This window comes from [Clostridium] clostridioforme AGR2157, from assembly GCF_000424325.1.
GTDB classification, from domain to species: Bacteria; Bacillota; Clostridia; order Lachnospirales; family Lachnospiraceae; genus Enterocloster; species Enterocloster clostridioformis_A.
In genome coordinates this window covers 25,491-45,489 of sequence record NZ_AUJR01000040.1, presented here as the reverse complement: position 1 = coordinate 45,489, position 19,999 = coordinate 25,491, and the positions used below count along the sequence as shown (strand labels likewise).

The 19,999-nt window shown below is 40.8% G+C and carries 14 protein-coding genes; 1 reads left to right on the top strand and 13 read right to left on the bottom strand.

Features of this window, described 5'->3' with window-relative positions; translation table 11 throughout:
- On the top strand, nucleotides 1–261 hold a 261-nt coding region (locus tag G614_RS30180; RefSeq protein WP_027643811.1), incomplete at its 5' end, for an ATP-binding protein.
- Here the strand turns inward: G614_RS30180 and G614_RS0116775 are convergent.
- From G614_RS0116775 to G614_RS0116715, 13 genes are all read right to left on the bottom strand, one after another.
- Entirely contained in the window at nucleotides 222–569 is a 348-nt protein-coding gene (locus tag G614_RS0116775) for an RHS repeat domain-containing protein (RefSeq protein ID WP_027642881.1), read from the bottom strand. The genes G614_RS30180 and G614_RS0116775 overlap by 40 nt on opposite strands.
- Nucleotides 570–662: 93 nt before the next feature.
- Nucleotides 663–1,694 (bottom strand): hypothetical protein, encoded by a 1,032-nt coding sequence (locus tag G614_RS0116770; protein WP_027642880.1) that lies wholly within the window; start codon nucleotides 1,692–1,694, stop codon nucleotides 663–665.
- A 138-nt stretch (nucleotides 1,695–1,832) separates the two neighbouring features.
- Nucleotides 1,833–9,089: an RHS repeat-associated core domain-containing protein gene (locus G614_RS0116765; RefSeq protein WP_027642879.1), complete on the bottom strand. Its 7,257-nt coding sequence runs from the start codon at nucleotides 9,087–9,089 to the stop codon at nucleotides 1,833–1,835.
- 15 nt (nucleotides 9,090–9,104) lie between these two features.
- Nucleotides 9,105–9,608, bottom strand: a complete 504-nt coding sequence (locus tag G614_RS29320) for a DUF4280 domain-containing protein (RefSeq protein WP_027642878.1) — start codon at nucleotides 9,606–9,608, stop codon at nucleotides 9,105–9,107.
- Complete coding sequence (locus G614_RS0116755; RefSeq protein ID WP_027642877.1) at nucleotides 9,596–10,129, bottom strand: hypothetical protein; 534 nt, start codon at nucleotides 10,127–10,129, stop codon at nucleotides 9,596–9,598. Before G614_RS0116755 ends, G614_RS29320 begins: the two co-directional genes overlap by 13 nt.
- Nucleotides 10,126–11,097 carry a pentapeptide repeat-containing protein gene (locus G614_RS0116750; protein WP_027642876.1) on the bottom strand — a complete coding sequence of 324 codons (972 nt, stop codon included), beginning with the start codon at nucleotides 11,095–11,097 and terminating at the stop codon, nucleotides 10,126–10,128. The genes G614_RS0116755 and G614_RS0116750 overlap by 4 nt, the downstream gene beginning before the upstream one ends.
- Before the next feature lie 8 nt (nucleotides 11,098–11,105).
- On the bottom strand, nucleotides 11,106–12,512 hold the full coding sequence (locus tag G614_RS0116745) for a contractile injection system protein, VgrG/Pvc8 family (protein WP_027642875.1): 1,407 nt from the start codon (nucleotides 12,510–12,512) through the stop codon (nucleotides 11,106–11,108).
- Nucleotides 12,513–12,523: 11 nt separating this feature from the next.
- Nucleotides 12,524–14,092, bottom strand: coding sequence for a contractile injection system protein, VgrG/Pvc8 family (locus tag G614_RS0116740; protein ID WP_027642874.1), 1,569 nt, complete (start codon nucleotides 14,090–14,092; stop codon nucleotides 12,524–12,526).
- Nucleotides 14,058–14,714 (bottom strand): hypothetical protein, encoded by a 657-nt coding sequence (locus G614_RS0116735; RefSeq protein WP_027642873.1) that lies wholly within the window; start codon nucleotides 14,712–14,714, stop codon nucleotides 14,058–14,060. Before G614_RS0116735 ends, G614_RS0116740 begins: the two co-directional genes overlap by 35 nt.
- A 17-nt stretch (nucleotides 14,715–14,731) precedes the next feature.
- The gene (locus G614_RS0116730; RefSeq protein WP_027642872.1) at nucleotides 14,732–15,502 is read right to left on the bottom strand and encodes a hypothetical protein; all 771 of its coding nucleotides are present in this window, start codon (nucleotides 15,500–15,502) and stop codon (nucleotides 14,732–14,734) included.
- A gap of 15 nt (nucleotides 15,503–15,517) precedes the next feature.
- Nucleotides 15,518–16,213, bottom strand: a complete 696-nt coding sequence (locus tag G614_RS0116725) for a hypothetical protein (RefSeq protein WP_027642871.1) — start codon at nucleotides 16,211–16,213, stop codon at nucleotides 15,518–15,520.
- Entirely contained in the window at nucleotides 16,210–17,499 is a 1,290-nt protein-coding gene (locus tag G614_RS0116720) for a hypothetical protein (RefSeq protein ID WP_027642870.1), read from the bottom strand. The genes G614_RS0116725 and G614_RS0116720 overlap by 4 nt, the downstream gene beginning before the upstream one ends.
- An 8-nt stretch (nucleotides 17,500–17,507) precedes the next feature.
- On the bottom strand, nucleotides 17,508–19,982 hold the full coding sequence (locus G614_RS0116715; RefSeq protein ID WP_027642869.1) for a hypothetical protein: 2,475 nt from the start codon (nucleotides 19,980–19,982) through the stop codon (nucleotides 17,508–17,510).
- Nucleotides 19,983–19,999: the final 17 nt, after the last annotated feature.

Genomic DNA, 19,999 nt, shown 5'->3' with positions numbered 1-19,999 from the left:
CTGCTCATCCTTGACGAATGGGGCTATGTTCCAGTTGATAAGGATGGTTCACAGCTGCTATTCAGGGTTATATCCGACAGTTACGAAAGTAAAAGCTTGATTCTTACCACAAATCTGGAGTTCTCGAAATGGGGCGGTATCTTTACGGATGACCAGATGGCCGCAGCCATGATCGACCGCCTTGTCCATCATGGACATCTCCTGATATTTGAAGGAAAGAGCTACCGGATGGAACATGCCCTCATGCGCCGGGACGCATAATCAATGCCCGCCGAAAGCAGGGAAATTCCCTTGCTGAAAAAAGGGAATTCTGACGCTTTTTTTAGGGAAAAGTGCTTGACAAAAAACAGATAGGAATAGGTGTAGAACCGTTTTAACTCTGTTCCGGATAATGTTTCCTTTAGGAGGCGGTCATTTTTATCATATTCGTACTGGAACACCGGACCCAAATAATCGTTGGCATGGATAACCCTGTCTTTTAAATCATAATCATAGCTGATTTCCCATAGCTGCCCATTCCTGCCCTGGCGGGCCAGCTTCGTGATGTTCCCCGCATGGTCATAACTCACCCTAACGGAACGGTCAATACCATTGTGATTATCTTCAATTCATTTCAAAAGCAGACAGCATAAAGCATTGTATTCACGTCTGATAGAGATTGTTTATAAATTCAGCTTTATCCAATTATAACTTTCATGCAACTCTTGATTTAATATATATTTGTCAACAATTTCAAAAACCTGATATATAGATAAAACCTGACGTACTTGTAACTCCATATAATTCGATCCATATAAAATCTTTTTCATTCTATCGTCATAATCATATTTTTCTGCCCGATAATGATTATCCCCAGTATCATCATATATTCTAATTTCAACTACAAACTCTCCTGGTCCCCCTGCAATTTGTAAATATCCATTTGAGGTATTTTCTAAAATGAGATAATATACATTCAATCCATCCAACATCAATATATTTTTTTTAATTTTCTCCATCGTAGGATTTATTCTAATTTTATTATTGATTAATAAATAAAAAGAATTACTTTGTTTTTTATCCCTGCAAAGATATTCTAAGTTTTTCTTTACATTTTGCACATCCTTGTCCAAGTCATAAAAGGTAGGAATGTTTTCTAGAATTTTCAAAGTTTCTCGAATATATCCATTTATCACACATAATGATATCCACCTTAGATAGAAATTAATATCAGCATGACCTCCGGAAAAATAATTTTTTCTCCAAGATGTATCTTCGCACTCGAACTTTTTAATAATATATTTATCATCTTCATATTTACTTATTTTTAAGAATATATTCCTAAATAATATTTCTTTTATTACGTTACCTATATATTCCATGTTACTATCATCAAAAAAATTGAAAGCATGATACGAATTTTCACCGCAAAATAAATCTATATCCTGGCAAAAAATATTACTTCCATTCTTATATGGTTCTTGTTTAAGTGCTGAAACCAGCTTTTCTATTTCGGGATATTCGAGAGCTACAAAAACTCTGACTTCTCCTAGCGTACCTCCTCTCATAGTTGCACCAAGAACAATTTTTATCTTAATGATTTTATTTGCTACATGTCTACAATACTCTCCCTTTTTTCGTTGTTTTTGGTATCCTTCCTGAGAAAAAAATGGTTCCATAAAATTCAATAAATCCTCATATTTCTTCTTTAACATACATTTTCCTCATTCATCTTGTCTTAAAAATTCATTTGCTTGATATAGACACATTATATTGATAGCTATGCTGTTACAGTCAACCAAGTGGATAAATTTCCCCGCCGCTTACGGCGGGGAATAAACCCGCTAAGGATTCTAACTATCTGATTCACCTTTACAACTCTTTTTCTTTTTATTTCCATCCGTATCATATTGTGACACTTCATTTGGATCAGGCGGCTTAACTTGCCCATCTTGAACATGCACTACTTCCACAGAATCTATTCGCCTTACATTTGTTCTGTCATATGATCCTTGAGTTGTATCAAATCCTCCACTATCCATCAGCTGGCTATCTTTTGCTCTTTGACGTTTATCTCTTGCAGCACTATCCCCTTTAACCTCCACACCAATAACCGGAGCATATGGCTCATTTTTTTGAACTGCCAAATCATATCGTCTAAGTTCTCCATCTGCTGTTCGAACAGAAACTTCTTTTCCAAGTACATTATAACCATTATCCTGGTAATATTTGGATGCTTTCTCAACTGCCATATCACCCGGTTTGGTTCCTGAGTTACCCATAAAATGGCCCGATCCATCTCTTACGCTTCCATCTGGATAATTATAATTTCCGTCGTCTCTTAGCTCAGCATTAGGGTTACGAACAACACAACCACTTGGATCATAATAAAGCACAGGATTATTTTTACAGTAGGCATATAAGTTTAACCCGTCACCCCGGTACACATCTTCCTGCAAGAACCTTCCCACAACCGGGTTATAATACCTGGCTCTTAGATAATACTGCCCTGTCGCTTGGTCATACTGCTGCCCTGTATATAAGATCCGATTATTGATATTTTCATTTTTACCACGGATTACGCCAAAAGCATCATACTGATAACTGTTTTCTATCCTCTGACCTAAATCTGTAATATATGCCGTGCTGTTCTGCTCGTCCAGATGATAAGAATGATATCCCTCCCTTCCATTCTGCCAGCCTGCCGCCACACCATAACCCAGGATATAACGGCTTGTCACTGTTTCATCTGGTTCGGACTCCGCCAGTAACTCCCCATTATAATACAGTAACCTGGATCTGTGGCCGTTCTCAGACACTTCGGCACGCAGGTACTCTGCATCATACCGGTTTTCCTGGATACCACCATCCTTCATCAGTACCGCCGTTTGTTGGTTAAAGGTATTGTAATGGTATTCCGTCTTTTCAAGGAAACCAACCTCTTCCAGTACATTCCCTTGTAAATCATACCGGTAATCTATGGTTTCTGTGTTATTTTTGCTGCTGGTTAACTGATTTTTACAATTATAATTATACGCTACTTTTCCAGTTATATCTACCTTTTCCAGTCGGTTTCCACAACGATCATATCTGTACCTGACAGGCGCATTGTCATACCGCTCTTCAACCAGACGGTTCATGCTGTCATACTGGTAGCAGGTCATCTGCTCCTTCAGACTTTCTTCTCCCGGCAGGATACAGTTTCCTGATTTTAATGTCCGGTTCCCATTCAGGTCGTACTCATACCGGAAATCAGAGAAAATAGTACCCTCCTGGTTCTTGAGCGTCAACCTTATGATATTATCATCCGTATCATACTCATAGAACGTATGCATCCCATTTCCATGGAGGATTTCTTTCAGCTTTCCGCCAGCTGTATGGCTGTAACGGGCGATTTCAGTCCCTTCCTCATCACAGATCTGCTCCAAGTGTCCCAGAGTATCATAACTATAATATACCGTCTTTCCTGACACATCTGTTAACGACTTCAACTTCTTATCCGCCTGATAGGTGCAGGAAACAAGCGTCCGTCCAGAAGATGATTTTCTCACCAGCTTCCCGTCCGGCCGGTATTCATACGTGTAGCAGAATCCACCAGCTATCGCTTTCTTTACGTTCCCGATGTCATCATATTCCCAGGAGCGGGTCACTTCATTTTCTCCCAGATAATCGCAGGCGTGTTCCAGTACCGGGTTCCCATCCACATTGTAAGTGGTACGCACCTGGTTCCCGTTCCGGTCTACATGGAACACCATGCGTCCTTCCCGGTCATAGCGGAATGTCTCGCTGTTGCCCTCCTGATCGATGATCTCGCAGACCTTCCCCTGGCTGTTGTAACGGTACGTGATGACGCCGCCATTGGCATCTGTGGTGCTGGTGACATGCCCGGCATAATCATAGGTGTATTTCTCCTCCCCGCCCTCTGCCGTGTCAATCTGATGCACCCTGCCCCAGGAATCCATGCGATAGCCGGTCCGGTTCTGGTTCCCGTCCCGAATCCCGGTAATCCTTCCCCTGGCGTCGTAGGTATATTCCTGGGCTGCCTGGTTCTTCTGACGGCTCCTGGCGGTTTGGATTTCACGTTCTTGTCCATTCACGCCGTAAGAATATATAAGCTCATTCCCGTCTGCGAACTGGCTCTCTGTCAGCTTTCCATCTGCCCGGTAGCTGTGCTTCTCCTGCAGGGTCCCGGTACTGTCAGTCTCCGTCACCAGGTTTCCCTTGCAGTCATAAGTATAGGCGTAGAACCGGTTTAGTTCTGTCCCGGATAATGTTTCCTTCAAGAGGCGGTCATTTTTATCATATTCGTACTGGAACACCGGACCCAAATAATCGTTGGAATGGATAACCCTGTCTTTTAAATCGTAATCATAGCTGATTTCCCATGGCTGCCCGTTCCTGCCCTGGCGGGCCAGCTTCGTGATGTTCCCCGCATGGTCATAACTCACCCTAACGGAACGGTCAATACCATTATGCTTATCCTCTACCCGCTCCAAGACCAACCGGTCCAGGGTGTCATATTCCCGGGTGATGCGGTACCCTTCCGGGGTCTGGGTCAGGATACGGTTTCCATTCTCATCATATCCATAGGTTGTGACAGCGATTTTATGTTCTCCTGCCATGGGCTCCAGGCCGCTGTTCAGTTCCTCACGCCGCTCTATCAGGCGCCCTGCTTTATTATATACAAAATGAACAACCTGGCACACCTCTGCATTTATGGCTTTTTCTTCATAGATCCGGTTCCCCCGCACATCATACCTATATTTTATGACAGCGCCAAGCCCATCTTCTACCCGTATCAGACGGCTCCGGCAGTCATAGGTAAACGTAAGGCATAACCCGGTTCCGTCCTCACGCAGCAGGTTCCCGTCTTTATCCCAGTATCCGCTGCGCCTGTGCTCCTTTATCTTATTCCCATTCCCGTCATAGGAGTATGTAATCTTCTGGTAGAGAGTGTCTCCGTCCTCCTCTTTTGACGGACTCAGGCTCTGAATCAGATTACCACGTAAGTCATAATCGTAATAGCTGGTATTCCCAAGGGGATCCGTCCTGGAAATCATATTGCCGATTGGATCATAGGTATATTCAGCCTCTATATTTCCATCTGGCAGTATGATTTTTGTGAGTCGGCCGGCTGAATCATATTCATAAGCAGTCCCTTTACCATCGTCCATGGCTGGATCATAGTATTCTGGAAGGACATGCTTCACCCGACTCCCCTCTGCGTCATAAAAAATCCTCTCGCAGCCCCCATCCGGATAACGGATGCGGATATTGTTGCCATCGCTGTCATACTCATACCGGATTCCTTCGCCATCATCCCCAAGAGCATCATACGCATTGGGATGGACTTTCTTTAAAATATTGCCTTCCCCATCCCGCATCTGCCGCTCGTGGCTTCCATCCGGTTTAATCGTATCAATGAGACGGTCCAGAAAATCATATTTGTAGATGTACTCATTTTTGCGTACCTTCCATGCCTTCGGCATATACATGGCAAGAAGACGCCCCATTCCATCATACATATAATGGGACTCATTTCCTTCTCCATCCCGTACCATAGTGCGGTAATTCTTTGCATTATACGCATACTCAACCCGGCCACAGTCATCCTCCAGAGCCATCTGACGCCCAAGGGCATCATATTCGTAACGTACTTCTTGTCCATCTGCAAATCTCACTACAGATGGTTTCCCACATTTATCCTCATAGGTATATGTTATAGCAGCGTCACAGGCATCTGTTTTTTGAATCAGGCGCCCTTTCCTGTCATACTGATATATCTGTTGTATTGTGGTTCCATTACGGGACACTTTTTCATTTGTTTCAATCAGGTTGTGATTTTCATCGTAAAAATATCGTATATACCTGCCGGAATTGTCTTTTTCTTCTTTTAAATCATCCTTTTCATCATAAACGTATTCGTTAATAAGACCACTGGCAGACTCCTCCGAAGTCATACGGCCAATTTCATCATAACTCCATCTGGTTTTCTGTCCCAAACGGTTGATTTCCTGTATCCTGTATCCGGCTTCATTGTAATCAAAGAGTGTTTCCGTACCGTCTTGATAACTCATAGAAAGAATCTGACACTCTTTCCCATAGCAATAAAGCACTGTTTTATCACCAATGCTGCTGTATACCCTCACCTGGCGTTCTTCATCAATGTACTCAGCCTCATAAGTATCCCCATTAGCCAAGGTCTGGAGGACAACACGCCCTCTATCGTCATACTGGTTTTCCAGGTATGTCACTTTTGCCTGGTCTACCGCTTTAATCAAATAACCATTCCCATCATACTCATAGTGGGTAATGCCCTGATCCATATGTATTACATCAGATAAAAGGCCATTTTCATACCGGTATTGCATCGTCCGCCCAAGACCGTCTGTTACCTGGATAAGATGTCCGTCACGCAAGATAAGCTTCAATTCATAGCCAAGAGCGGTTGTAATCTTGTCCAAAACGTCATTATAATATTCAAACTGAATCACCTGGCTGTTTTGGTCTGTGATTGAGAGCAATAGTCCTGTCTGACTATAGCGGTACACCCGCTTTTTCTTACGGTCCCTAATTCGCCACTCATCACCATACTCTTCCAGTTCATACCAGCTGCAGCCGGGCGTAATGTTTTTCGCCTTTCCATCCTCCCATGCAAAAATAACATGGTACCCCGTATCAAGATCCACATGAATTTTATCCTCATGACGATATAAACGGCCCTCAAACATGAACTTCCATCCACGCCCCATAAGACCTGAATGTTTACTGGTCGAGCTGTATTTTCTCGTAATCTTGAGAGGTTCACGAATATCTGAAAGTATAAAATCAGTAGCGGTAATTAAAAATGCTCCGGACACTACATCAATCGGCTCTCCAAAAAGCTGCCCAACACCACTGGTTATCAAATTTTGAGTGAGTACATCCATTGGATCATATTCAACACCAAGGATATTATTTGTTTTAATATCAATTGCTGTACCAACAGTTGTATTTACCCCTAAACCAATAGCCTTATTTAAAAGTTTACTGTCAGAACCCACAACAGCCTGGACCTTATCTGTGAGGTAATTACCTGCTACGCCTTTCACAATACCTGCACCAGTATAAACAAGCAGGTTTTTCCAGTTCACAGAACCATTTACCATATACTCATTGACGGCTCCAAAAATAACTGTACCGCCGACTTGGGCAACCATATTAGAAGCTTCAGAACCTGAGCACAATACCTTGGTAAGTCCCTTGGCTGAGGCACCGTTTTTAATAGCCTTGCCAGATACAACATCAAACAGGATATCGGCCACCATGGAACTGGCATCGTACAATGCCTGATTCCCGCCCATCAGGTTATCGCGAATAAAATTGGAAGGTGCCGAGGCATCCAGCGCATTCACTTTGCTGTAGCCGTCCAGCCCTTCGGCTATATCTGCCGCTGCAAATGCTGCTTTTGGCGCAGCAGCAAGCAGCACCGGGCCAACTACGGCAAGTGCAGTACCTCCAGTGGCAATAGTCAGGGCAACTCCACCTATAATCGTAGCAATGCTGACAACCCCACTAAAAAATTTTTGTTTACTTGCTTTTTTATTTGAAACTAACTGTTGTGTTACCGCATTATTGATGTTATTTCTATTTTCCTCATCATTTCCTGCAATCTCCTGCACCTGATTAAGCAACTCGTCAGCAGAGGGCTGGGCCGCGGGCTTTAAATCTGCCGTATGTTCTATCATTGCAGAGGTTATGTCAGTACCCGCCTCCATTGTTATAACATCGTCAGCCCCATCTCCTATTTGAAGAGTTACCTTTTGCCCACCGGAAAGAAAAGCGTTTTTAGGTGGATTTTCACCGCCTGCCATTAATCCTTTCTGTGTCTTAATATTAATATCAAAGCCGGTTAGAGAGATCTGTCCTTCATTTGACATGAATAACTTACTGCTTGCATCAGAATTTGGAACATAGCAAAGAGTATCTGGCGTCATATCCATGGCACTTCCACTTGGATCTGAAAATCTCTTATTGTCGGGATTTTGACCTCCCCCCGAACCGCTTCCACTCCCTATCGCGTGTACAGCAATCGCACTCTGCTCATCGTGTTCCGGGAAATAAACATGAACCCTGCTTTCAACTTCTGGCATACAATAAAAACTGCTGCTTTCTATTGCATATGTAAAAAACTTGCCATTAGGGTCATATGCTTTATCAATGTCAAATTGTACACGTACCCGGTTACCCGACCTTTCCTTTACAGTTGCCGGTATACTCATCCCAAAAATTCTTGGATTTTTCTCTTTTTCCTTGCGTATACCCTCTCTCCTGGAAAGTGTATAACGGTATACCAATTCTCCCTTTTCCAGCTCGATATTAAGTTTCGTAACTACTGCTGAAATCTGATTTATCTTCAGTTCTTCCCCCATAAAAAGGAATTTACGCGTTTTAATATTCCACTGCGATGCTTCCTGCGGAAGTATTCCCTCGGGCATAAGCACTTTGGAGTAATGTAAAAAATCCTTCTCCAACGAATAATCCTGATTATTTAGCACCGTTCCATAGTTGATATGAGGTATTCCAAAATATACTTTTCCAAAGGTATCTCTGCAATCAGCAATCAGATAGGTTCCAAAATGGCTTGCCAAACGCCGAAGAAATACCCAATCACTTTCCTCATACTGTAAAAGCATCTCCGGTATCAGGGCATCTTGTGTAATTTCGTCTTTTATATCGGCCTGACTATAATCAGATAGTACCTTTCTCGCCACATCCATGTAGGACATGCTTCCATCTAAAAAACTTCTGCTTTTTTCAATTCGATCCCATTCCTTAGAGTAAGAATAGGCATCAAAATAGAGATATGAAAGCCCTTTTTCTACTTTTGTATAAACATTCTCCGCTTTGCCCTGGAATATAATCTGCCCTTTGGTATAAGCGTTTTCTCTAATGACAACTGGAAACACAGAGGCCAGATTGACAAATTCCTCGGATGTGTCTTCTTCAATAAGGAACTTTATAGAAAGAAATGCATGGTCATTAAGTCCCTGCACCAGATGGAAAGCTTCGACCTGAATAAGCCCATCTAATCCTAATTCAATTTCTAACTCTTTAAATTCCAGCTTCATGTAATCCTCCTATCCTTAACCGCCAGCTTCCTGCTGCCCCGAATGGACAATCTCTATTTCACCGCCATATTTACATCGTAGCTTTGCTCCGCCAAGGAGCGGGGTTTTACCATCTGTTTTTACGCCGTCTTTTCCATTATCCCATTCCTGATTACCTATGATAATCGGTGTGCATTTTCCTACTACCTGAGGAACATCCTCAGATACCTCTTGTTGCTTTTTTTTCTTCTTACTGCAAAACAATCCCATCACGCTGTCCAGAAACGTATCAGGACACTGTTCCTCAACCGCCTCCCGGACTTTCTCCGCTTCTCTTTGAGTATCTGGATTCTCCATGCTATAGCAACCACCAAAATTAAGGACATGATAATTGCCAATGCAATCCTCGACTGTCATCTGAGGCTGCAGCCTCAGGAATACTCCGTAAGTGCGGTGAAGAGCAATATAACTAAAGCGCATTCCCATAGTGCAAGTTGCTGGCGCACCATGTACTACATATGTATCAGTCAATTCGGCCATCCTTCCACCTCCACTTCTTTCCAGATGATGCCGATCACACCTCTCCTAAGCAAACTTTCTACAACCTCCAGGCTCACATAAGGATTTGTAAATCTTTTATCATTGAGCATAAACACTTTATGCTCTCCGATTTTTTTTGCATCTAATACCAATCGCTTGATACTCCCATTTGGATAGAACTCCGTCTGTTCTGAGAACACATCCAGACGTTCCAACAGCAGATGATGGTAAACTCTAAGAGTATCATTTTCTTTGCTGGTAAGAACAATCGTGCGGAAAACCATATCATCTTCATACATATCTAATACCTTTTTCACTGTATCAGAGACCATATGCACGGGGAACTGAATATAATCTGGAGCTGTCTCACCTGTTTTAGGTGCCAGATACAGCGTTGCAGAAGTATCGATATCCTCTGCATCCTCTTTATAAAAGATATGTCTTGGCCCAGCAATATCAAAATCACGGAATTGAATGATATCCTGTATGGCTCTGTCCTGTTCCATTGTGAAAAATCTCATTCCTGTGCCCTCCTGTCAATCAAGATTACCTGCAGTTGTTCTGCATCAAGATGTAAAAAAGGAATATCGTCCTCATAAAAAATGCATTCGGTAAGGTCTGCCCCCTGGAAATCGCATTTTTCCCATTTACATCCTTCAAAAATCGTCTGCCGTAGAGATGCTCCCTTAAAATTACAGGTAGAAAGGGTACAATTTCTGAACCGGGCACCGATCAGGTTTGCATTCTCAAAATTTATATTCTGTAATCTACATTTTTCAAGCTGAAGAAAGCACAGTGGTAATCCCTTACAGTCAGAATCCTGTAATTCTGCCTCATACCAAAACGAGGAAACCAACCGTCCCGGATTGTCTTTTGTTTCTCTGAGGGCTCTGTTCCAATCTTTTTGGTTCTTTTTCTCCCTGTCAGCACATGCAATCAGCTCGCTTGTATCACGGTATTCTCCCCAGCGGATTCCCCATGTATTCAATTTGGACAGTGCTTTAAAGTCCTGGTTTTCTTCAATATCCCGAAATACAAAACGGAGCAAATTAGCCAACATGATATTACATTCCATCCCCGCTTCCATTAGAAGATTATTGATGTCGTAACGGTTGATTTTACCCATGTACTTTTTACTGTCCAGTTCCATCCGCTCACCAGCCTCAGTAAATACAGAAAAATAATCCTCTAATGAAAAGGTTACTTCTACTGGTTCCATATCCATATACCATTTTGCATTCATAATCTGTGCCAGAAATCTGTATGTATGATTCAAGAAATCAAAACGTAACATTGAAAAATGGATAAACATAATATCCTTTTTTCCCGCCTTCTCTACTGTCCTTCTAATCTCTGCAAAAACCTTCTGAAGGCAGTCCGCAATGTCATTTGCATTTTCCTGAATATTGCTAAGGAAACGGGCCTTAACTTCATTTATATAATCACATTCTTCCTCTCGGAATTTACATAATGCTTCTTCTCTTTTCATAAGGCCTCCTAGTCCAGCTTTACTTCGCTTCCCTGTATGATCAGATTTCCATCTGAAGGCATCTGCACTGTGCCTCCTTTGGAACAGGAAATTACCGCATTTTCTGTTGCTTGGATAGTCACAGCTTCCTCAGCTTCGATACTGACATTATTTTTCGCCGAAATCTCCACTGTGTTCTGTGACGATATATCGATTGCCCCATCATTTCCTATCTTTACAATAGCCGACCCACCACTACACGCCAGATAAACACCGTCTTCCCCCAGTTTCATCTGTTGTCCGCCTGGATTACTTAAATATTTAGTAGAGGGATTTCCCATTCGGTCCGGTACACCCCCACTTTTCCCGTCATAATTGCTTACTGCACTGACGGCAATAACATCCCTGGTGAATTTAGATGGAAAGTATACTCTGATATTGTCACCTTTTTCCGGCATATAGTACCAACCGCTTCCATCTGGAGAAGCAGACAGGGTTGAAAAAGGAAACCAATACACGTCGCCAAGACTATTTCCTTCATCAATCTTTAGATGAAGCTTTATTTTTGTCCCAGATATCTCCAAGACATTTCCTTCCAGAGCAACGCCGATAAGGTGCATTGGGTAGACTGGTGAAGCCAGTATACCTTCCTTTTTCTGAAGATCACAAAAGCAATAAAGCATCCCTTTTATCATTGAATATGAGTAACGTTGTACAATTAGGGGGCTGCCAGAATATGCAACCTCCTCAAATAATTCTGGAATATGATTTGTTACTATACTCATAATGAAAAAATCAGTATCACTGATGTTCTTTCCCTGCTGGAGCCAGTAACTATACTTCCCAAGTTCTTTTCGATACCCCGCTATCTCGTAATTCCATGGTTCTTTGATTACTTCTGGTACACCGCCATATAGTTGCAGTGTATCTGAAGCTACCCTGCACGAAAAAACGGCATGTAGTTGTGAAAGCATACGCTTAAGGAATTCCCAGTCTGTCTCTTTGTATTGAACAGCAATTTCACCAATAGGATGGTCCGTAATAGAAAGCATAATATCGCTTCCCGGATATTCTGCCAAAATAAACCTGACCAATTGACTGTAAGTCATGGATGTATCTTGAAATGAACGGGATTTTTTCTTCCGGTCCATCAGGATACTTCTACTTTTAGCTTTTATCTCAATCTTTATGATTCCACCGAAACCATATATCTTGACTTTTGTTATAATTCCTGAAAAAAGTAATGACTGGGTTGCATAGACAGATATACTATCATCTTCAGTGAAGCCATATAGAGTTTCCACCCCATTTTCTCCATCCAGATAGCCACAAAGACTCAATTCCCCATGCATTCCTGCTTCACTTTTTATATCCAGCATTTCAATCATTTTCAGCTGAATCCCATTCACTATTATCTGGTCTGCCGCATATGCCATAATTCCGCCTCCTAATTCTCATTAATCAGCTTTCCATGTAAGGTTACTGTCCCCTTTTTCATTTCTATGTCTCCGCCCGCACTGTTGGCAACCTTGATTGATTCCTGGGATTTGATTATGAGTTCATTTATTGCTGTTACATTAAGGTTTTCCACTGCAGATATGCTAATATCCATCAGTCCATCTAAAACAAGTTCTCCGCTCTTTTTTATAAGGATGCTCCCATTACTTTCGCCAGCTGCAATGACCACACCAATATCCGTAAACTGAACCTGATTACCTTGAGCAGTCTGTATATTGCGTACATTTGGGTTTCCCATAGGATCGTTCGCATTTCCTGAATCTGGCGCATGCGACTTTATAGCTGTTACCACGTATGCTTCTTTTTCATCATCTATTGGGAAATATACGCGGACACTTTCTCCTGTTTCCGGCATACAATACCAGCCACTTCCATCGGACGACGCTGCAACAGTAGAATATGGAAACCAATATTTTTCAGCACCACTATCACCAGCAGCAATTTCCATATCAACCTGAACCCGATCCCTTTGAACACCGGCAATAAGACCATCAATAGAAACTCCCGCAATCTTTTGATTGAAATATGGCAGTACTTTTAAACTTTCTCGTTGGCGTAACTGGTATTTACACTTAAGAAGACCGTTTTCCATAAAGCGATCCGTTGATTCTATAAACCATGGTGAGCCTTTATATACAATCTGGCTTCCTATTGTGGCAATATCATATGAAGCAACTTCAAATACTGTGTTCTGAGAACCAGTCAATTGATTCATACCGTTTACCTTCAATTCAACAAGCCTGCTTAAATCCTGTGATAAGGAAAACGGCAGGTCATCCCAGGAAAAAGCTTCTGGATGTGGATTCAAGCCAGCTTCAAAACGAATATCTGGATAAGTAGTATCCGAATATAACATTTCGTTGTATTTTGATAAAAAGCGTTTAAGGAACTCCCAATCGGTCTCCTCATACTGAACAACTAACTGTCCAATAGGCTCATCAGGTATATGAATTTTGTAGTCAGAGCCGCTATAGGTTTTCATTATCTCCGCTACTAACTGATGCACACCCATCTCAGGATTCTGGAATATTCTCTTTTTCCGTTCAATATCCATCTGCATCGTTGCATCCCACGCGGTAAAGACCAAAACCTTTCCATCCCCATCTCTATCCAGGTATAAGTTTTCAACGATTCCATAAAACAGAACATGTGCTTTCTCATTCTTCCAGTATTGTAATGATACATTATCACTAATGCCGTGGAAGTCATTTTCATCTATGTCGCTGTCTAAAACCGCCTTTACGTATAATCTGGCATGTTCTCCTGGAACCTGTGTAATATTCACATCGACAAAATAGGATATCTCCATTGTTGACAGAAAAAGGTCCTTGTACGTAATGGCACCCTCTTCCTCCTGAAGCATCATCTTTTCCATGTCGAGCATGTCCATGGAATCCTGCCTGGACAGGTAACCAGGGTTTTCTTCCTGGTCATACATCTCTCCATATCCAGATGTATTTATATTACTCCCTATTTCCACTTTCTTTATTTTTTCCATCTTGTGACTCCCGTATACTTGCATCAGTCCATTGGTCTAGCGCGGCCATCATGGCTTCAAATATAATACCGAATGTATCTTGATCCTCTCCCATACAGTTATAATTTCCAAATGCTGTATAACCTTTATCCCTAAAACGGAACATGACATTATAGACCGGTCCTTTTCCACTTGGAACCTCATAACAGATATATTCGATATGATTAAGCTGTTTCTTTTTTTTGATTTCTGCACTCATACGATTGGCTGCCATGCCGTTAACCAAAAGATTCCCCCACTGTTCAAAAGTGGTAGGTTTCAATATCGTTTTAGGCCAACTAATAATCTGACTTATTTCCTTGGCACGCTTCAAAAAAATAACGCCTTCTTCATCCTCCTGCTTTGCATCATAAAAATTTTTGAAAGTAACAAAAGGAATATTCTGTGTAGGCATAATATATGTGTCAAATTCTAATAATGGAATTCCCTCCAATTGCAACTTTCCTGCACAAATACCTGCTAATGCATCTTCTACTAAAAGTGGTTTTTTATCGACCCCTTTTGAGGTTAATCTTTCACGTTCCTCTCTCATATTATTTCTACGTAAACGGTCCATAGCTGCTATTTTTTCATCAATAAACATATTCCTATCCTTTCTTTCTAGAGAAGCATTACACCTTTTGTTGATTGAGCATTATTTGACTTTACACTTCTACCCGATTGCTGTGATTTCAAAATATCCAAAAGCCCGCGATATATGCTGTAATTCTCATCTGCCCTTTCACTCGTTCTGTTAAATACATATTCTTGGATAAAATCTCTTGAGACATGTCCACTATTTGCGAGAACGCTCATAGAAAAAACACAATCCATGAGATTACTGCTATCCTTGGAAATCATTTCTTTTGCAAAAGTCATTAAAAGACGTGGATTCAGTGTGCTATTACCATCTGCGGCATAAGGTACATGAATTATATTTATTGTGTCATACATGGTCGAATAATCTTCAAAGCTTTCGTGCTCATCTCTAAGCTTTGCACCTTCCTGCAGGCGGAACCGGCATAATTCTATTTCGCAAGCTTCATTTGGCTTTTCTGTGTCCAGGGATATTCGAGTATTACCTACAACACTGCTGTTTCCCCGCTCTTCCGCCAAAAACTGTACTTTGAGATACCGTATTCTGTCTAGTGCTGCACATTCAATCTCATATGGCATTTCCATAGTATAAAGATTATCCTTGTATAATATTATCCCAGGTGCAATCGTAAGCCGTTCATTGTCCCATGTAATTTCACATCCGGTAACAATCCCATTCCCATATCCTCTAAAAGACATTTTTAGATAATTTTTCGGATAATCCCGTAACTGTTCCAGCATTTCACCTCTCAAAAGGCGCTTTTTCTCAAATTGAGGATATACATATTTGAACATTCTTTTCCCCCATCATCAGCATATTGCAATTTCATCGATTTTCAGAGTCTCATCAACCCCAATGATTCCAAAATGATACTCATAATAGATATCAACAGTGTACGGTATCTCCACAAACATCTGGATTAAAAGTTCCATTTTTGCCGCAATTGTTTTATCATGTTTTTGACCTATAAATACCATTATTTCATGGAAATTTTCATTATTTCGATATATGATATTCCTTGGTATTAATTCTTCCACCATATCCTTGAAAATGTCCAATGAGCTTCCTGTTTCATATTGCCTCAATACCCCGCTCAGGATGATTTCCTGTTCGTTCCTATTGAAAAGTTGCATTGCTGTCATTGCTGCCGTACCATATAAATTGTTAATAAAATCTTCGAAAAGCTTTTTTTTATAATATATTTCTTTTGTCATTCCAGAAAGTACATCATTTTCTGCCAATTGATGAAAGATTAAATTGGTAAGACTTTTTCTCGCCTGGAAATACTCTGTCAGTTCTGGATGGTATAATTCTTTGAATATATTATAAAATCGATAGTACGGATTCACCTCAATTACCGGCAGTTCATCCAGTGTATCCTGATTCAAATACGGACACGAGACTTCCATATATGCGCTAAAATTGGTGGACATCTGAAATCTTATTTTACCTTCAGAAATACCATCTTCCTTAGCTTTCAACATGACTTCCCATAGGTAGTTCAAACCAACACACCCCCGCAATCATATTCTGGATACAATTCCTGAATCTCAGAAGATATAAAACTGGCGAGATCCCTTAAAATCCAAGTGTCTTTGCTCTGCGGCTTAAAATAAAGAACCAGCAGTTTCCTACCGCCTTTTTCACGTATCTCATCCCGCATGAAAAAATTCATAGAATAAGTTTCAATTGTTACCATTCCCGGTTCAATCAATGCACAATCCTGATATTCAATATAGTTCTCCAAGCCAAACCCAAGAATAATCCGCCGAAGCTCTCCTTTTGTTTTTACCGGCTGGCCCGAACGTCGCTGGAATCGTTCTGCAAATCCATCTTTTTTAAAATTCTCCATGATTGGGTATGTATATCTGTCAATTTTATGGTCAGATCCCTTTCGTATCATGTACACATCCCATTTTTTTGCATTTGCGATTTGCCCCGTTATCATGAGTTTATCTCCGCTCTGTCTGATGTTACGAATTCCCTTTTTCTCCTCCACCAGATAAGCGTGTTCTGCTCCATACTCTCTAATGGATATCGTATGCTCATAATTTGCATAATCCCCACACGCGACTGGAAATCCTACGCTATCCAGCTTCAATTTCTGGATATTCCAGACCGGAATCATGTCATAATGGATATACTGATTGTATTCACCAAAATCTGTACCTAATTTCATGATTGGGGCATTATCCGGAATTTCTTCAGGTATGTCAGTAATATATACATCTGCCATTTTAAACAGGTATGGAGCATTAACCGTTTTCCACGGAATTCCATTCTTCATAAACAGATGATATAAATGTTCAATTTTAGCTAGATACCGTTTATTCAGCTCTATCTTAATCGATACAGGATATGATTTTTCCGAATATAGGAGCCCTGTAAAAGAACCTTGATTCTCATAAAAGGATTTTAGTTCCATACAGTCACACTGGACAAACACAGTGGCGAGACGGACCTTTCCTGCAGCTTTTATCTCTTCCCGCAACTCACTTGCAATAAACTTAGGCGAGTTTAAATCATCTTCACAGATTGCTGACATCAGGTGATGAGATTGATCTAAATAATTACGCTCAATTAAACCTGTTTTTATCTGATACCGGTTAATATCATAAGCCAACTCGTTGACCACCCGTGATTCCAGTTGCTTATACATGAGTTCATTTGTTTCATATAACGCAAGGAATACTCCTTCCATCAATTCTTTAAAGGCAACTCGCTCTTTTAGATTTTCAATTGACTGGATTTCGTTGCGGATCATCTCTTTAATTTGTTCTGTGTGCTCCATAGATATTCTTATTTCCTCCCATCAAAGAAATTCAATTCCCACGTATCATCTTCAAAATCAAAGAATGTCTCTTTGCCTTTATAAAGCAATTCTCCCTCTCTCAAGATAGGAAGTACCACAAATCCCCATCGTTCTCTTGATACCCATACAAAAAATTTCATTTCTCCTTCCAGAATAATGTCTGTTTCTTCTTGAATAACAGTATTCTGGTAGCTACGATTAATCTCGTCCTGGGTTGTTTTTTCAAATTTCGAAGTATCATATTCGAAATAGTATGTTTTTAACCGTTCACCACGTTCATTGTTTAAATATAAGTCCAGCTGATTTCCTATCATGAAGCGTGAAATATACCCTATATGGTTCTCACGGTCTAAGCTCTTAATCAAGATTTTTTCCTTATTTTCGTGAGTAAATGCCATAATTTCATATGGCAGGGTTCCCACCTGATATTGTTGATTCACTTTCATATATCCACGTTTACAGTTTAAGAAATATGCTAATGCACCTTCCAGACAGCACATCTTCAGTTCAACTCCGCTACTATCCTGTTTCGTATTTTGTATCAGTTTCCCAGGTACATATTGTTTAAGGGCCTCTGTAAACAATCTGGACTTACAGGATTGTCCTGTAAGCTTAATCATCTCGTATTCCTGCAATTCACCTTGAACAAATTTCTCACCCAAAAAGCGTTCCATAAGCTGATAGATGTCTGGTCTTAAAAGTTCCTCTATTTCGTTTAAATATATTGAAAACTCAACAGAATCACGAATATGTTCAAAATTACCTTCTGTACAAATGGATAGTTTCCATCTGTCAAGAAATACCCTTCCTTCTACAGCACTTTTATCCGTTCCTACAAGCAGTTCATATCGGAACTGAGACTGAAAAAATTGTTTTTTGATGGTCTCAGCCACCTCAAACAGGTAGTAATAATTATTTTTCACATAGAAATAGTGTTCTCTACTACGCTCCTGGTATTCTTTAAAACGGGTAGGAATATACTGCTCTGCCTGTTGGTATAGTCCGTCTAAATCCTCATAAGAAAATGTGCTTTCTGAACGGAAAAGACTTTCCTGTTTAATAAATCCTAATTCATACGCAATCCGAATTTTTAACAACTGCATAATCCGGTAAGTCAGATTATTTCCGCCAAAATTTGTATCTCCATTTTCATATCTTGTTTCCAGATCAACGATATAGGAAACTCTATTGTTCTCAATTCGGAACAACCCCGATGTCAAGTCTGTAGTGCCACCTCCACAATCAATAATTAGTGCATGGTACCATCGACCTTTTTCATACTGGCTGTTATTTATCAGATTGTTAATACTATTGAATAACACAGCCATACCTTCATCCAGTTCACAGTTGACATTATATTCTGGAAGGAGCTGCGTAAAAAGCTCCTCAAACTTCTTCTTTTGACGTATTGGGGCAAGGAGCTGTATGCCGCTGAATGTGCATTTAAATTGCTGCCGGGCCAGGTCAATCAGATAGTCAAGATACGCTCTAAGCATTTCTTTTCTATCAATCTGATACTTATATCCGTTTTTCAGAGTGACGCTCTGTTTCCTGTCCGCATCGCTAATCCAGCGTTTTATATCGTAAAACACAGTGACGTCCTCGTCCTGGTAATTTTCCCCAGTCAGTGCCAGTGCGTCATACCCGAACACGAACTCCGTCTTATCTTCCAAAACCCCCTTTACACCAATAATACTGGGAATGATGGTTTGTCCCTTATCCAATGCAATTTTCGATGTTCCATCCGGAAGGCAGATTCCCATGGTGGTATTGGAACTTCCAAAGTCGATAACCAGTGGCAATTCTGCTTTTACAATTTCTTTTTCCTGTATATCCAGCAGCGGTATTTTAATTCCCTCTATATATCCAGGAGCAGACACTCGATTTCCATAATAACAATCATAGAAAAATTCAGAGTCTCTTTCATTTGGAAGGTAGAGGATAAAATACTGATGTTTTTCCAGTGGTCGTACAGGGACATCCTTACCTTTGAAAAGATAATAGATGCCTTTTACCTCTTGTATATAGAAACAGGTGTAAATCTGAAACATCTCATCAATCAGGATCAAGTTTCCATCATAAAGTTTGTTATCCGACCGCACCTTGTAACCGTCTAATTCATTCATCCCGGTTTCCTGATACAATGTAATCGTCCCAGGAATCCAAATTTGTTGCTTATCCGTAATATGAATCTTATTATTTTGCACAAATTCCTGCAAACGCATCAGACCAGTTTCCTGGGCTGTATTAATATGCCGATATTCCTTCTGTCCCCTGAACCGCATAATCAAACGGATCAGACCTTCCCTGTCTGCAGACTGGGCAGATGGCACCACCACCTGTTCTTTCCTACAGATTTCCCTTAAGTGAAACAAAGTCATTTTCTCCAGGTCCTTACGCTTATACGTAGCATGCTCTTCTATTTTCTGTTCCCGGTTCAGGGTATATGTAAATCGGCTCATTTTAATCCCTCGCTTTA

Excerpts from the sequence above, each read along its gene's own strand:
- G614_RS0116730 (WP_027642872.1), bottom strand. The coding sequence starts at position 15,502 with ATGTTCAAATATGTATATCCTCAATTTGAGAAAAAGCGCCTTTTGAGA.
- G614_RS0116740 (WP_027642874.1), bottom strand. The coding sequence starts at position 14,092 with ATGGAAAAAATAAAGAAAGTGGAAATAGGGAGTAATATAAATACATCT.
- G614_RS0116755 (WP_027642877.1), bottom strand. The coding sequence starts at position 10,129 with ATGAGATTTTTCACAATGGAACAGGACAGAGCCATACAGGATATCATT.
- G614_RS0116770 (WP_027642880.1), bottom strand. The coding sequence starts at position 1,694 with ATGTTAAAGAAGAAATATGAGGATTTATTGAATTTTATGGAACCATTT.
- G614_RS0116745 (WP_027642875.1), bottom strand. The coding sequence starts at position 12,512 with ATGGCATATGCGGCAGACCAGATAATAGTGAATGGGATTCAGCTGAAA.
- G614_RS0116765 (WP_027642879.1), bottom strand. The coding sequence starts at position 9,089 with ATGAAGCTGGAATTTAAAGAGTTAGAAATTGAATTAGGATTAGATGGG.
- G614_RS0116715 (WP_027642869.1), bottom strand. The coding sequence starts at position 19,982 with ATGAGCCGATTTACATATACCCTGAACCGGGAACAGAAAATAGAAGAG.
- G614_RS0116735 (WP_027642873.1), bottom strand. The coding sequence starts at position 14,714 with ATGTTTATTGATGAAAAAATAGCAGCTATGGACCGTTTACGTAGAAAT.
- G614_RS0116750 (WP_027642876.1), bottom strand. The coding sequence starts at position 11,097 with ATGAAAAGAGAAGAAGCATTATGTAAATTCCGAGAGGAAGAATGTGAT.
- G614_RS0116720 (WP_027642870.1), bottom strand. The coding sequence starts at position 17,499 with ATGGAGCACACAGAACAAATTAAAGAGATGATCCGCAACGAAATCCAG.
- G614_RS29320 (WP_027642878.1), bottom strand. The coding sequence starts at position 9,608 with ATGGCCGAATTGACTGATACATATGTAGTACATGGTGCGCCAGCAACT.